General features: G+C 58.4%; 13 protein-coding genes. 10 read left to right on the top strand and 3 right to left on the bottom strand.

Translation table 11 applies throughout. The annotated features are described in order from the left end of the window. The first annotated feature begins 1 nt into the window (after window position 1). Genes otnK through COL8621_RS18045 form a run of 4 tightly spaced genes read left to right on the top strand, consistent with a single transcriptional unit; the run spans window position 2 to window position 4,134 of the window. Window positions 2–1,249 (top strand): 3-oxo-tetronate kinase, encoded by a 1,248-nt coding sequence (gene otnK / locus COL8621_RS18060; RefSeq protein ID WP_093968823.1) that lies wholly within the window; start codon window positions 2–4, stop codon window positions 1,247–1,249. Beyond that, entirely contained in the window at window positions 1,246–1,893 is a 648-nt protein-coding gene (gene otnC, locus COL8621_RS18055; protein WP_093968822.1) for a 3-oxo-tetronate 4-phosphate decarboxylase, read from the top strand. Before otnK ends, otnC begins: the two co-directional genes overlap by 4 nt. A gap of 4 nt (window positions 1,894–1,897) precedes the next feature. Continuing rightward, complete coding sequence (locus COL8621_RS18050) at window positions 1,898–3,388, top strand: UxaA family hydrolase (RefSeq protein WP_093968821.1); 1,491 nt, start codon at window positions 1,898–1,900, stop codon at window positions 3,386–3,388. Continuing rightward, on the top strand, window positions 3,388–4,134 hold the full coding sequence (locus COL8621_RS18045; protein WP_093968820.1) for a hydroxypyruvate isomerase family protein: 747 nt from the start codon (window positions 3,388–3,390) through the stop codon (window positions 4,132–4,134). The genes COL8621_RS18050 and COL8621_RS18045 overlap by 1 nt, the downstream gene beginning before the upstream one ends. Here the strand turns inward: COL8621_RS18045 and COL8621_RS18040 are convergent. Continuing rightward, the gene (locus COL8621_RS18040) at window positions 4,123–5,463 is read right to left on the bottom strand and encodes an NAD(P)H-dependent oxidoreductase (protein WP_093968819.1); all 1,341 of its coding nucleotides are present in this window, start codon (window positions 5,461–5,463) and stop codon (window positions 4,123–4,125) included. The two genes, COL8621_RS18045 and COL8621_RS18040, sit on opposite strands and share 12 nt — an antisense overlap. Before the next feature lie 145 nt (window positions 5,464–5,608). Here COL8621_RS18040 and COL8621_RS18035 point away from each other — a divergent pair, with 145 nt between their 5' ends. Genes COL8621_RS18035 through COL8621_RS18025 form a run of 3 tightly spaced genes read left to right on the top strand, consistent with a single transcriptional unit; the run spans window position 5,609 to window position 8,259 of the window. Next, window positions 5,609–6,460: a transketolase gene (locus COL8621_RS18035; RefSeq protein WP_093968818.1), complete on the top strand. Its 852-nt coding sequence runs from the start codon at window positions 5,609–5,611 to the stop codon at window positions 6,458–6,460. After that, window positions 6,457–7,494, top strand: coding sequence for a transketolase family protein (locus COL8621_RS18030; RefSeq protein WP_093968817.1), 1,038 nt, complete (start codon window positions 6,457–6,459; stop codon window positions 7,492–7,494). The genes COL8621_RS18035 and COL8621_RS18030 overlap by 4 nt, the downstream gene beginning before the upstream one ends. Before the next feature lie 9 nt (window positions 7,495–7,503). Then, entirely contained in the window at window positions 7,504–8,259 is a 756-nt protein-coding gene (locus COL8621_RS18025; RefSeq protein ID WP_093968816.1) for an SDR family NAD(P)-dependent oxidoreductase, read from the top strand. Here COL8621_RS18025 and COL8621_RS18020 read toward each other — a convergent pair. Continuing rightward, complete coding sequence (locus COL8621_RS18020) at window positions 8,253–9,224, bottom strand: LysR substrate-binding domain-containing protein (protein ID WP_093968850.1); 972 nt, start codon at window positions 9,222–9,224, stop codon at window positions 8,253–8,255. The two genes, COL8621_RS18025 and COL8621_RS18020, sit on opposite strands and share 7 nt — an antisense overlap. A 7-nt stretch (window positions 9,225–9,231) precedes the next feature. Then, window positions 9,232–9,915 (bottom strand): GntR family transcriptional regulator, encoded by a 684-nt coding sequence (locus tag COL8621_RS18015; protein ID WP_093968815.1) that lies wholly within the window; start codon window positions 9,913–9,915, stop codon window positions 9,232–9,234. A gap of 207 nt (window positions 9,916–10,122) precedes the next feature. Here COL8621_RS18015 and COL8621_RS18010 point away from each other — a divergent pair, with 207 nt between their 5' ends. The 3 genes from COL8621_RS18010 (at window position 10,123) to COL8621_RS18000 (ending at window position 13,655) form a co-directional block, all read left to right on the top strand. Further along, on the top strand, window positions 10,123–11,133 hold the full coding sequence (locus COL8621_RS18010; protein WP_093968814.1) for a TRAP transporter substrate-binding protein: 1,011 nt from the start codon (window positions 10,123–10,125) through the stop codon (window positions 11,131–11,133). Between the two features lie 114 nt (window positions 11,134–11,247). Beyond that, window positions 11,248–12,057 carry a TRAP transporter small permease subunit gene (locus tag COL8621_RS18005; protein ID WP_093968813.1) on the top strand — a complete coding sequence of 270 codons (810 nt, stop codon included), beginning with the start codon at window positions 11,248–11,250 and terminating at the stop codon, window positions 12,055–12,057. Window positions 12,058–12,101: 44 nt separating this feature from the next. Beyond that, the gene (locus COL8621_RS18000) at window positions 12,102–13,655 is read left to right on the top strand and encodes a TRAP transporter large permease (protein WP_093968812.1); all 1,554 of its coding nucleotides are present in this window, start codon (window positions 12,102–12,104) and stop codon (window positions 13,653–13,655) included. Window positions 13,656–13,657: the final 2 nt, after the last annotated feature.

Below are 13,657 nucleotides of genomic sequence, written 5' to 3'. Positions count from 1 at the left end.
CATGGCTCTATTTGGCGCGATTGCCGATGATTTCACCGGCGCGACAGACCTTGCCGGGTTGCTGGCCCGCAGTGGTGCGCGCGTTTCCCTGCGTATCGGCGTGCCCGACGGCCCCGTTGACGCCGCCGCCCCGTTCGAGGTGATTGCCCTGAAAATCCGCACCGTGCCGGTTGCGGAAGCCGTTGAACAGGCGCTGGCGGCTTTGGAATGGTTGCAGCAGGCCGGGGCCAGCCGGTTTTTTTGGAAATACTGTTCCACCTTTGATTCAACGGCGGAAGGTAACATCGGACCGGTGGCCGAGGCTTTGATGGCGCGGCTTAAGGCGGATCAGACCATCTATTGCCCGGCTTTTCCGGAAAATGGCCGCTCGATCTTTATGGGCAATCTGTTTGTCGGGCAGCAGCCATTGGCCGAAAGCCCGATGCGCAACCACCCCCTGACGCCGATGCGCGACAGCAACTTGATGCGGCTTCTGGAACCTCAGGTCACCGGCGATGTCGGCTTGGTGGACCGCTTGACGGTCGCCAAGGGGCCGCAAGCCGTGCAGGGCAAGTTGGCGGATTTGGGTGCCCATGTGATCGTAGATGCCGTTGCGGATGAAGACCTGACAACCATCGCGACCGCCTGTCAGGACATGCCGTTGATGACGGGCGGCAGCGCAATCGCAATGCCTTTGCCCGACCTGTACCGGGCGGCGGGCGTGTTGGATGACGATGGCGGCAACGCTGCGTGGCAGGTTCCGGAGGGTAACGGCCTGATCCTTTCCGGATCGTGTTCTGCGATGACGCAGGCGCAGGTCGCGGCCTATTCGAAGACTGCGCCGTCCTATCAACTCGACCCGCTGACCTTGGCGCGGGATGGTATTCAACCGGTGTTGGACTGGCTGGTGCAGCAATCCGGCGTACCCCTGATCTATGCCACCGCTGCCCCCGATGCCGTTCGTGCCGCACAAGAGGCATTGGGCCGCGAAAAAGCGGGCGCAATCGTCGAAGATGCACTGGCGGAAATCGCGTCTGCGGCGCTTGGTAACGGTGTGCGCCGGTTTGTTGTTGCGGGGGGCGAAACCTCGGGCGCGGTGACGCAGGCGTTAAAGGTTGATCGGCTTGATATCGGGCCAGAAATCGCGCCGGGCGTGCCGTGGTGTTTTTGTAAAAGCGGCAAAACCCCGATTGCCTTGGCGTTGAAGTCCGGCAACTTTGGCGACGAAGGCTTCTTTGCCACCGCCCTAGAAAAACTGGATAAGATATGAGCACCGACGCCACCCTGCGGGAGCTGATCTGCACCCTGGCCAAATCGATGTTTGACCGTGGCCTGACTGGCGGATCCAGCGGTAACATTTCGGCCCGGACAGCTGATGGCGGGCTGTTGGTTACGCCGACTGGGTCTAGCTTTGGCCGGTTGGATCCGGGGCGGTTGTCGTTGTTCGATGCGCAAGGTCGCCATGTTGGCGGTGACAAGCCGACCAAGGAAATGCCGCTGCACAGTGCGTTTTACGAAACGCGCAGTACGGCAGGGGCGGTGGTGCATCTGCATTCGTGTCATTCGGTTGCCCTATCGATGCTGGAAGATACCGATCCAGATAATTTCCTGCCTCCGCTTACGCCTTATGCAATCATGAAGCTGGGTAAGGTCAAGCTGCTGCCCGTGTTCCTGCCCGGTGATCCGGCGATGGGGGATGCGGTGCGCGGGTTGGCGGGCAAACGCAGCGCGGTGATGCTGGCCAACCACGGGCCGGTGGTCGCGGGCAAGGATGTCGAAGCGGCCTGTTACGCCATCGAAGAATTGGAAGATACCGCGCGGCTGGCACTGTTGACGCGCGGCCTTCCGCGCCGAGCGCTAAGCGATGCCCAGGTCCAAGATATCGTCACGCGTTTCGACGTGGATTGGGAGTAAACGCATGAAAACCATTCGGTTGTCAGACGTTGATAACGTGGTGACGGCGGCGGTTCCGTTGCAAGTAGGCGACGATAGCGCGGCAGAGCTGATCTCGCGTGGCCACAAGATGGCGACCTGTGACATCGCCAAGGGCGAACCGGTGCTGAAGTATTCGACCGTGATCGGCTATGCGTCCAAAGACATCGCGGCGGGGTGCCATGTGCATACCCACAACCTTGAATTCCGCGCGGTCGATGTCGCCTATGAATACGGCACCAACCTGCGTCCGGTTGCGCCTGCGGAAACGACCGACACCTTCATGGGCTACCGTCGCGCGACAGGGCGGGTTGGAACGCGTAACTATATCGCTGTGCTGACAAGCGTGAATTGTTCAGCTACCGCGGCCCGTCAGATCGCGGCGCATTTCACGCCCGAGCGGTTGGCGGCCTATCCCAACGTTGATGGCGTCGTTGCCTTTGTGCATGGCACGGGTTGTGCGATCGGCGGCGACGGCACCGGGTTTGAGGTGTTGCAACGCACCCTGTGGGGCTATGCCCGCAATCCGAACTGCGGGGGCGTTCTGCTGGCCGGGTTGGGGTGCGAGATGATGCAAATCGACTGGTTGGTGGAGGCTTACGGCCTGACACCCGGTCCTTTGTTCCAGACGATGAACATTCAGGATGTGGGCGGGTTGCGCCGCACCGTGGAGATGGGCATCGACAAGATCAACGCGATGCTGCCTGTCGTGAACGACGTTAAACGTGAACCTTGCCCCGCCGGCGAACTGATGGTCGCACTTCAATGCGGTGGGTCGGATGCGTGGTCGGGGATCACTGCGAACCCCGCCGTTGGCTATGCTTGTGATCTGTTGGTTGCGCAGGGCGGGACCGGCGTTCTGGCCGAAACGCCCGAGGTTTACGGCGCCGAACACCAACTGACTGCCCGCGCAACCAATCGCGAAACCGGCGACAAACTGATCGACCTGATCCACTGGTGGGAGGATTACACCGCGCGCAATCGCGGCTCGATGGATAACAATCCAAGTCCGGGGAACAAAAAAGGCGGGCTGACCACGATTTTGGAAAAGTCCTTAGGTGCGGTGGCCAAGGGTGGCACGACGCCGTTGATGGGGGTCTATAAATACGCCGAACCAGTTACGGCCAAGGGTTTCACCTTTATGGACAGTCCCGGATATGACCCCGCATCCGTCACGGGGCAGATCGCCAGCGGGTGCAACTTGGTGTGCTTTACGACAGGGCGCGGGTCGGCCTTTGGCGCAAAGCCGTCGCCATCGATGAAGGTCGCGACGAATTCGGAAATGTTCAACCGATTGTCCGAAGATATGGACGTGAACGCCGGGCGTATCTTGTCCGAAGGGGCCTCTGTCGAAGAGGTGGGCCGCGAGATTTACCAGATGTGGCTGCGCATGGCGTCGGGTGAACAGTCTAAGTCTGAACAGCAGGGGCTGGGTGATTATGAATTTGTGCCGTGGCAAATCGGGGCGGTGATGTGATGCGGTTTTCAGCGAACCTTGGGTTTTTGTGGGCGGATCGCCCGTTGCCGGATGCCATTCGCGCGGCCAAAGCTGCCGGGTTTGACGCGGTCGAATGCCATTGGCCCTATGACTTTCCTGCCACTGATGTCGCCGCTGCATTGCAACAGACTGGCCTGCGAATGCTGGGCCTGAATACCCGTCGCGGGAACCCCGGTGAAAACGGTTTGGCGGCTTTGCCCCGTCGCGGGTCAGAGGCGCGCGCGGCTGTAGACGAAGCACTGGCCTATGCCGCCGCCACGCAGACGGCGAATATCCACGTGATGGCCGGCTTTGCCGAGGGGCCAGAGGCCGAAGCGGCATTTATCGAAACGCTGCGCTATGCGTGTCAGCGGGCGAGCGACAGGACGATTTTGATAGAGCCGCTTAACCACTATGACGCGCCGGGGTATTTCCTTTCGACGACCACGCAGGCCGAAACGATCATCGAAAAGGTTGGCGCACCGAACCTGAAACTGATGTTCGACTGTTATCATGTGCAGCTGATGGAGGGCGACGTGACCCATCGGTTGGAACGTCTGTTGCCGCTGATCGGGCATGTTCAGGTGGCGTCGGTCCCCGACCGTGGCACCCCTGATCATGGAGAGTTAAACTTCCCCCACATCTGGCAAACGCTTGACCGCTTGCAATGGTCCGCGCCCGTAGGCGCGGAGTATAAGCCGGTGGGCGACACGGATGCATCGCTGGGGTGGATGTTAGCCGTCTAAGAATGCCTTTTGCGCATCGCGCAGGGCAAAAATGTCTTTGTCATCAACGATCTCGACGTCATCGAGGCTGACGATCTGGTCCTTCACGATCGGCTTTTTCAGCTTGATGTGATGGGCAAGGCCGATGGGCAAGGCGTTGTGCTTGGCCGACAACTTCGCCGGAATCGCCTTAGCCCAGACTTTGAATCCTCCCTCGCCGTCAAGGTATTCCCCTGCTGCGAAATCCGCCTTGGCCGTGGCCACAGCATCGCCGCGCCAGCGGGTGGAACTGCCCGTTGCCTCGCCCCGTAAGCAGGCCGACAGGACTGAGACACTTGTCTCAAGACCAATAAGGTGGAAAGGGCGCCACATCGAACCGTACCAACCCGATGGGTCGGTCAGCAGGCCGTATTGTTCGAAACAGGCGCGGGTGTATTCATCGGGGGCTTTGAAGGTGACGAACATTCCGTATTGGATGTTGTTCAGAACCACGCGCCCGTCCGGTTCGCGGCTGGCGGCGATGTCGACAAGGCCGGGTTTGGCCATCCTCCCACCCTCGCTTTCGGGGCGGAACACGGTGGCGAGGTCTTGAAGGCCGGCCGGGTGAAACGCCAAGCCATCGTCGGGGCAATCCATGCCGGTGGCATTCGCGACCGCGGCCATTTCAATTGCCGCTTTGGTGCCATCGGTGAACGAATTGTACATCTTGGGGTTAAAGTCGCCTGCGGCCACTTCCTCATCGCTCCACCCGAAATAGCCCCAGACGGTATCGGGGGTGGAATAACGATAGGGCGGAGCAAAGTTCATGCCCTTACCGGCGGCGACCAGTTCAAAGCCACAGGAATGGACCCAATCCACCAGTTCACAGATCGCGGCGGGTTGGTCACCATAGGCCATCGAATAGACCACGCCCTGCTTCGCGGCCCGGTCGGCCAGAACAGCACCGCACAGCACGTCGGCCTCTACGTTGACCATAATAACGTGTTTGCCGGCGTCGATGGCGGCAAGCCCGTGGCGCGTGCCTGCAAGGGGGTGGCCGGTTGCCTCGATTATGCATTCGATGGCATCGCAGGCCAGAAGGTCGGCGGCGTTATCGGTGACGCAGGTCGTGCCGTTTTGCACCGCGTCCGTCATCGACGTTGCGCTGTATTGCGCGGCGTCCCAACCGGTGCGGTTTAGGGATGCTTTGGCCTTTTGCACGTCCAGATCGGCAATGCCGACGATGTCATAGCCTTTGATGTATTTCGCTTGCGCCAAGATCATTGATCCGAACTTGCCAGCGCCGATCAGGCCAATGCGGATGGGCCGCCCTGCGTCGTGACGCGCGGCCAGAAGTGACGATAAATTCATTGCTCTCCCCCCGATTAATTGGGGTCAGGCTAGCATGGCTTTTGGGGGCTAACATTGAAGCATTTCTTAAGAGATCGTTAAGTTATTTTGATTGATCTGGTGGCGATCAAGTGGTCCCCTAATCCAACTAAATTTTGGGGGGATCATGAATACCGCAACACCAAAAGGTGGATCAAACGTCAGCCTTGCACGGCGGGCTTGGGCAATCCGGCGCAATGCTTTGCGCATGGGCGAGGTTCAGGGCCAAGGCTATATCGGTCAGGCACTTGGCGTCGCAGATGTGCTGGCGGTTTCGTATTTTCACGCGCTGAACTATCGCGCGGCAGAGCCAGAGTGGGAAGGGCGCGACCGGTTTCTTCTTTCGATCGGCCACTATGCCATCGCGCTTTACGCAGCGATGATCGAAGCCGGGATTTTGCCCGAGGATGAGATCGGCACCTATGGCATGGATGACAGCCGGATGCCGATGTCAGGCATGGCGGCCTATACGCCGGGGATGGAAATCACTGGCGGTTCGTTGGGCCACGGGCTGGGTATCGCCGTTGGGATGGCGCTGGGGCTGAAGCGGAAGAAGAACCCCGCGTTCGTTTACAACATGCTGTCGGACGGCGAATTGGGCGAAGGGTCCACGTGGGAGGCTGTGATGTCTGCCGTTCAGTGGAAGCTGGATAACCTGATTGCCATCGTCGACTTCAACGATCAGCAGGCCGACGGCAAAACCACAGCGGCCTTGGCGAACGTTCCCGAAGCTGGCCGTTGGTCGGCCTTCGGTTGGTTCGCGCAAGAGGTCGACGGTAACGACATGGACGCCGTCGTTGCCGCCTTTGACGCCGCTCGCGCCCACAAGGGTGACCAGCCGCGCGTGATCATTTGCAACACCAAGATGTGCAAAGGCATCCCGTTCCTTGAGGACCGCGAAATCACCCATTTCGTGCGCGTTGAACCCGAAGAATGGGCCCGCGCTTTGAACATTCTGGACGAGGGAAAACCACAATGAGCGATCAAGAACTTTCCCGTCGCAGCTCCAAATACACCCCGCGCAAAGCCCCCGAGGGGGAGCGGTTGGCGACCTCGGCCATGATTGCCTCGCTTGATTCAGAAGGGCGTGACACGATTGCTGCGCCCTTCGGTCACGCGCTGGTCGATATGGCGAAAGACCGGGACGACATCGTTGGGTTAACGGCGGATCTGTCGAAATACACGGATCTGCACGTCTTCGCCAAAGCCTATCCCGACCGGTTTTACCAGATGGGCATGGCAGAGGCGGTGATGGTGTCTGCCGCCGCGGGTCTGGCCCGTGAAGGGTTCACGCCTTTTGCCACGACCTATGCGGTTTTTGCCTCGCGCAGGGCGTATGATTTTATCATCATGGCGATTGCCGAAGAAAACCTTCCCGTCAAAATCGTATGTGCCTTGCCGGGGCTGACCACGGGCTATGGCCCCAGCCATCAGGCGACCGAAGATCTGGCCATCATGCGCGGGATGCCGAACCTGACGATCATTGACCCATGTGACGCGGTCGAAATTGATCAGGCCACCCGCGCCATCGCGGACCATCCCGGCCCCGTTTATATGCGGCTTCTGCGGGGACAGGTGCCCAACGTTCTGGGCGAATACGGGTATCAGTTCAAAATGGGCAAGGCCCAGATGCTGCGCGATGGGCGCGATGTGCTGTTCGTGTCGTCGGGCTTCATGACGATGCGGGTTCTGGACGCGGCGAAACAGTTGCAGGCGGATGGCGTAGATTGCGGCGTGCTGCACGTGCCGACGATCAAACCGCTGGATGTTGAAACCATCGTGGCCGAGGCAAGCAAAAGCGGGCGTTTGGTTGTGACTGCTGAGAACCATTCTGTCACCGGCGGGTTGGGCGAGGCTGTCGCCGCAACGCTGATGCGGGCGGGTGTGCATGTGCCGTTCCGCCAGATCGGTCTGCCGGATGCGTTTTTGGACGCGGGCGCATTGCCCACACTTCACGATCAATACGGAATTTCTGTCGATGCGGTTACCGCGTCGGTCAAATCCTGGCTGTAAGGGAACGACATGAAACTGCTTGAGGGTAAGACCGCAATCATCACCGGCGCCGCCAGCCCACGCGGGCTGGGCAAAGCCACCGCAATGCTTTTCGCCCAACACGGCGCGCGCGTTGCGATCCTTGATCTGGACGTTGACGAAGCGGCCGAGGCTGCCGCCGACCTTCCCGGCGAAGGCCATGTTTCGCGCGTGTGTGATGTGACAGACAAAGCCGCGTGTGAGGCGGTCGCCGCTGATCTGATCAATGCGTTGGGCGCGGTCGATATCTTGGTGAACAACGCCGGGATCACGCAGCCATTGAAGTTGATGGATATCGCGCCGGAAAACTATGACGCGGTGTTGGATGTAAACCTGCGCGGCACGCTTTATATGTCTCAGGCGTTGATCCCGCATTTGCGGTCGCGGGGGCAGGGGTCAATCGTCAACATGTCATCCGTTTCTGCGCAACGCGGCGGCGGCATTTTTGGCGGACCGCATTATTCAGCCGCCAAGGCGGGTATTCTGGGTCTGACCAAGGCGATGGCACGTGAACTGGCCCCGGATGGCGTGCGTTCAAACGCCATTTGCCCCGGCTTCATCGCCACTGACATCACCGCCGGAAAGCTGACGGATGAAATGCGTGCGCAAGTGTTGGAAGGAATTCCAATGGGCCGCGCGGGCACAGCGGATGATGTTGCGGGCTGTTGCCTGTTTCTGGCGTCAGACCTGTCGGCCTATGTGACAGGGTCCGAGGTCGACGTAAACGGCGGTTCGCTTATTCACTGATTTGGCGGGTGAAGGGTTTGCGTTTCGGGCGTAATGTCTGTGGTGCAAAGCCCATGTTTTGAAATCAAGGCCGCAACCTCTGTTTCATGGGTTGCGGCCTGTTTTTCGGCCCAATCCAGAAACAGCCGCACCGGGCGGCGTTTGGTGAAACGCGCGGGGCACAGCGCCCAATATGCGGGAAAACGCAAAACCGGGATGTCGGGCGTGACGGGCACCAACCTTCCCTCGGCCAGTTCGGCACTGGCAAGGGCTAAGGATTCCAACACCACACCGGCCCCATCAAGGGCAAGTTGGATCGCCATAGAGGATCGATCCATCAAAATGGTTTTGCGGTTCGCGACGGTGGTAATGTTGTTGTGCCACAGCCAATAATCCCATTGGGTTATTGCGCGCGCGCTGTCGATCAGACGCGCGGTTGAAAGGGGATCATCGGCGGGCAACCCGGCAAGGTAATCAGGGCTGGCCAGTGGCAGAACATAGTCATGAACCAGCGGCTGCGTGTGCAGGCCTTTCCAATTTCCGGTGCCATACCGAACGTCTAAATCCATAACCTCGCGGTCGAAATCCGTGGGGTCGGGGGCGGCGTCGACGCGCAGATCCCAATCTGGATATTGGGCGACAAAATCAGACAGGCGCGGGCCAAGCCAGCGCACCCCAAAGCTGGGTGAAACCCGCAGGTTCAGCCGCCGGGCGGTGCGGGTGCGGCCAAGGTTTGCCTGCGCATCCGTTATCATGCGCAATGCGGTTCCGACGGTCTGGGCCAGCAACTCACCCTCTAACGTCAGGGTCAGCACGCGGCCCGTGCGACGGAACAGTTTCACACCAAGCTGCTGTTCCAAAAGTTTGATCTGCTGACTGACCGCCGAGGGCGAAACCGAAAGTTCCTCTGCCGCGCGCGAGATGCTTCCGCGCCGCACCACCGATTCGAAATAGGGCATTGCGTTAAGGTTCGGCGTGCGTGGCATTAGATGGCTACTTTCCGCCCGCGTCAGCACCGTTCGTTGCGGCGGCAATTTCCTGTTCGATCACATGGGAAATGTCTTCGGCAAGGCGATCAAGGTGGATGCCAATGGCCACGCGGATTGCGTGTGGATCACGTGCCTTTAGGGCGTCGACAATCAATCCATGATGATCAATCACGCGTTCCCGGTTGCGGCGTTTTACTGCGGCCAGAAACCGTGCGCGCCATAGCCGCGCAAGAAATGTTCCATGGATTTCAGCAAGGGGCTGATTGTGCGCGGCTTGTGCAATTGCGGTATGAAATTTCATGTCGGTTTCGAACATGTCGACGGGATCGGCCGTCTCGAAATCTTGCGACATTTCGTCGACAATCGCTGAAATGGCTGCAATTTCGGCGTCTGTGGCACGTTCACACGCCAATTCGCCCGACAGCTTTTCAACCGACAACAAAACTTCAACTTCGTCCGAGATTTGTTTGACCGAAGGCATCGACACAATCGGGCTGCGTGCGGGGCGGAGTTCGACCAGACCTTCCTTTGCTAAGATACGAATCGCTTCTCTTAGCGGGGTGCGGCTGACCCCCATTTCGGCTGCGTTGTCGCGCTCTTTTATGGATGCGCCGGGGGGTAATTTTCCGCGAAGAATATCGCGGCGAAGTTGGCCGGCAATCTGTTCCGCAAGGTTCTTTTCCATCATTCGAATGGGGTCCGTCCGTGATTGATCCCGATGCCTTAACCCGCCCATGGCATAAGGTAAATTTGGTATACCGAAATTTATTGATTGTCGAGGTTCTACTCGTTATCGTCAGGGAAGATGGTATACCATCTGAGTTCACGCCGTAGGAGGTGGTGTGGGATTTGAAAGGTTGGTCGAAAAAGACCGACACAGGGAGGATAAAAAACAATGAAAACGAAATCACTTTTAATGTCTGCCGCAGCTGCGACCATGCTGGCGGTGCCAGCGCTGGCGCAAGAAACGACGCTGCGTATTCAGACGCACTACGCAACTGAGCATCCAACAGGCAAGGCGATCGCCACATGGATCGACGACATCCAGACAATGTCCGGCGGCAACATCGCGATCGAGATGTTCTATTCGTCGTCTGTTGTTGCGACGGTTGAAACCTTTGATGCGGCCATCAACGGCATTCTGGATTGCGACATGACAGGCGGTGCTTACCAGACCGGTAAGAACCCTGCGTTCCAATTCGTGGGTGACCTGATGGGTGGCTACGACACACCGTGGCAGATGCTGTCTTGGCTGTATTACGGCGATGGCCTTGCCGCAGCGCAGGAACTGTATAACGAACAGAACATGCAGCTGATCGGCTGGTCTGTATACGGTCAGGAATCCATGAGCTCGTCTGCCCCGATTGCTGGACCTGAGGATCTGAAGGGTTGGAAATTCCGTTCCCCACCCGGCATGGAAACAGAAATCTTCGACGAACTGGGCGCTTCCCCAATCGTGATGGACTTCACCGAGATCTTTACCGCGCTTGAAACCGGTATCATCGACGGTGCCGATGCATCCGGTCTGGCGAACAACGTTGGTCTTGGTCTTTACGACATCGTTAAGCACGCCACTTACCCTGGCTTCCACTCGATGCCAGCTGACCACCTGGCGTGTAACAAAGACGTCTGGGATGGCCTGAGCGAGCAGAACCGTCGCATCATCGACACCGCAATGCAGAAGCTGACGCTTCACATCGGTCTTGCGAACCTGAAGGCAAACGCCGAAGCCGCAGCCAAGCTGCAAGCTGAAGGCATCACCCTTTACGACTGGTCCGCAGAAGACCGTGCAGCATTCCGCGCTGGTGCGCGCGTTGCATGGGAACGCTGGGGTGACAAGAACGAGCAAGCACGCAACATTCTTGAAAGCCACAAGGCATATCTGGCCCAACTCGGCCTGCAATAAGCGAACGTTCCGGCCATCTATGGTGGCTTTTTGACGACAACAAGCGGGCCCCACGGCGCGGGCCCGCTTTCTTGAACGTACAAAACGGAACGTTTGCAGGTGGGGAGGCCTGAAATGAACACAAATTCCTTATGGCTTGGGCGAATGCGCGGCCCAGTCAAAAATGCGATGATCGGTTTCATCGCGCTTTCAGCGCTTCTTTATCTCTGGCTTCTCGCTCAGCAATTTCTTGTCGAAGATGCCTATGGCATGTTCGAAATGATCCGCCCCGCAGGGCGCCCTTTGGTGCAACTGGCACTGGCCAGCTTTGGCTTGGCGCTGTTGTTCGGATCACTGTTCCTGTCGGACACGAAAGGGGCGATTGAAAGCGAACCGGACGGTTTCTTTGACCTTGTGTCCATCGTTCTGGGACGCATGGCGATGGTTATGGTCGCCTTCGTCGTCCTGGTGATGTTTTACGAAGTCGTCTCGCGCTATGTCTTTTCCAAGCCCACGCTTTGGGCAAATGAGCTATCCCTTTGGGTCGCCTCGTTCGTGTTCCTGCTTGCCGGTCTTTACGCCATGCAGCAGCGCAGCCATATCCGGATTTACATCATCTATGACATGATGCCGCGTTGGATGCAGAAAGTATCGGATACGATCTCTGTTCTGCTGATCGTTGCTTTCACCTTCTCGCTTGTTTGGGGCGGTTATACCGATGCCAAGAACCGCTTTATGCGGATGGAGACCTTCGGCACTGCGTGGGATCCACCCATTCCGGGCATCATCAAGCCAGCGTTGCTGATCATCGTTGTCTTGGTCTGTATCCAAGCCGTGTCAAACCTGATCGCGGATTGGAACAAAGAAAAAGAACACCACACCCCAATGGACGAAATCGACGAAGTCGAGATCGAAAACATCCGTCGCACACTTGAGGAGAAGTGATCGTGGTCGATATCGGCACCCTTAGTCTTATCATTCTCCTGGGGATGTTTGCCTTGTTGGCAATCGGCATGCCGCTGGGGTTCGCGTCTGCGTTCCTTGCGGTTGTCACCCTGATGTTGAAGTTTGATGCATCCCTTCTGTTCGGTGACTTCGGCCGCGGCCCCTTGTCGGTGCTGGGGCAGGCGGTTTACCGGCAGATGACGAACTATGTTCTAATATCTGTCCCGTTATTTATCTTTATGGCGGCATTGCTGGAACGATCTGGCATCGCAAGGGATATGTATTCGTCACTGAACGTCTGGCTTAGCCGCACGCGTGGTGGCATCGCGATTGTGACCTCGATCATGGCTGTGATCATGGCCGCCATGTCGGGCATCATCGGGGGCGAGGTGGTTCTGTTGGGCCTTATCGCGCTGCCGCAGATGTTGCGCTTGGGCTATGACCGCAACCTTGCAATCGGCACGATCTGTGCGTCGGGTTCGTTGGGCACGATGATCCCACCGTCGATCGTTCTAATCTTCTATGGTCTGGTCACGGAAACCTCGATCAAGGCGTTGTTTACGGCGTCGTTCTTGCCCGGTTTCATGCTGGCGACGTTCTTCATCCTGTACATCGTGATCCGTACGCGGATGAACCATTCGCTTGCGCCACTTCCACCGGCAGAGCCGGGTGACCCAGACGGCAGCGACAAGGGCCTGATGTTCCTTGGCTTCCTGTCCAAATTCACACTGTGGGCGGCAGGCGTGTTGTTCGCGCGGGCTGTGTTCTTTACCCTGACCGGCGCCAATGCCGTGCGCGAGGGGCAAGATCCAATCCCACTGGGCATGGTCACGGACATCCCATGGATTATCGGGACGTTTGCCTTTGCGCTGATCCTGATCCAGTTCGTTGTCGGCCGCGAGCGGACGTCGAAGGGCTGGGAAATGGGTAAGGGCCTGATCGCGCCGATCATTGTGATCGGGGTTGTTCTGGGCTCCATCTATGGCGGTATCACGGGCATTACCGAAGCTGCGGGTATGGGCGTTGTCGCTGTGTTCGTCATCGGCCTTGTCCGGCGCGAAATGACCTTTGACATCGTGTGGGACAGCCTGATGCGCACGTTGCTTTCCACGGGTACGATCATCTGGGTGACCATCGGTGCGGCGGCCCTTGCGGCGGCGTATACGCTGGTCGGTGGGCCGACTTACGTGGCCAACCTGATTGTCGGGGCCGAACTGCCGACAATGGGCATTATCCTAGTGATGATGGTCGTGTTCCTGATCATGGGTATGTTCATGGACTGGGTCGGCATCGTGTTGCTGATTATGCCGGTGTTCCTGCCAATCGTCGTTCGCCTTCCAGCGGAAGAGATTGGGTTCTTGGGCCATGTTGATCCACGCTATATCCCGATTTGGTTCGGTGTGGTGTTCTGTATGAACATGCAGGTCAGCTTCTTGTCGCCGCCATTTGGTCCGGCTGCGTTCTACCTTAAATCAGTGGCTCCGCCCGATATCTCTCTTACGGATATCTTCCGCGGGTTCCTGCCGTTCATCGCGCTTCAACTGTGTGCGTTGTCTGTGCTGCTGATCTGGCCGCCAATTATCACCATCTTCTTATAGGT

Source organism: Actibacterium lipolyticum, from assembly GCF_900184935.1.
In the GTDB taxonomy this organism is placed as follows: Bacteria; Pseudomonadota; Alphaproteobacteria; order Rhodobacterales; family Rhodobacteraceae; genus Actibacterium_A; species Actibacterium_A lipolyticum.
This window is presented reverse-complemented; position numbering and strand designations above follow the sequence as displayed.

Coding starts and splice junctions, on each gene's coding strand:
- COL8621_RS18015 (WP_093968815.1), bottom strand. CDS start 9,915: ATGATGGAAAAGAACCTTGCGGAACAGATTGCCGGCCAACTTCGCCGC.
- COL8621_RS18040 (WP_093968819.1), bottom strand. CDS start 5,463: ATGAATTTATCGTCACTTCTGGCCGCGCGTCACGACGCAGGGCGGCCC.
- COL8621_RS18020 (WP_093968850.1), bottom strand. CDS start 9,224: ATGCCACGCACGCCGAACCTTAACGCAATGCCCTATTTCGAATCGGTG.
- otnK (WP_093968823.1), top strand. CDS start 2: ATGGCTCTATTTGGCGCGATTGCCGATGATTTCACCGGCGCGACAGAC.
- COL8621_RS18005 (WP_093968813.1), top strand. CDS start 11,248: ATGAACACAAATTCCTTATGGCTTGGGCGAATGCGCGGCCCAGTCAAA.
- COL8621_RS18010 (WP_093968814.1), top strand. CDS start 10,123: ATGAAAACGAAATCACTTTTAATGTCTGCCGCAGCTGCGACCATGCTG.
- COL8621_RS18030 (WP_093968817.1), top strand. CDS start 6,457: ATGAGCGATCAAGAACTTTCCCGTCGCAGCTCCAAATACACCCCGCGC.
- COL8621_RS18000 (WP_093968812.1), top strand. CDS start 12,102: ATGTTTGCCTTGTTGGCAATCGGCATGCCGCTGGGGTTCGCGTCTGCG.
- COL8621_RS18045 (WP_093968820.1), top strand. CDS start 3,388: ATGCGGTTTTCAGCGAACCTTGGGTTTTTGTGGGCGGATCGCCCGTTG.
- COL8621_RS18035 (WP_093968818.1), top strand. CDS start 5,609: ATGAATACCGCAACACCAAAAGGTGGATCAAACGTCAGCCTTGCACGG.
- COL8621_RS18025 (WP_093968816.1), top strand. CDS start 7,504: ATGAAACTGCTTGAGGGTAAGACCGCAATCATCACCGGCGCCGCCAGC.
- COL8621_RS18050 (WP_093968821.1), top strand. CDS start 1,898: ATGAAAACCATTCGGTTGTCAGACGTTGATAACGTGGTGACGGCGGCG.
- otnC (WP_093968822.1), top strand. CDS start 1,246: ATGAGCACCGACGCCACCCTGCGGGAGCTGATCTGCACCCTGGCCAAA.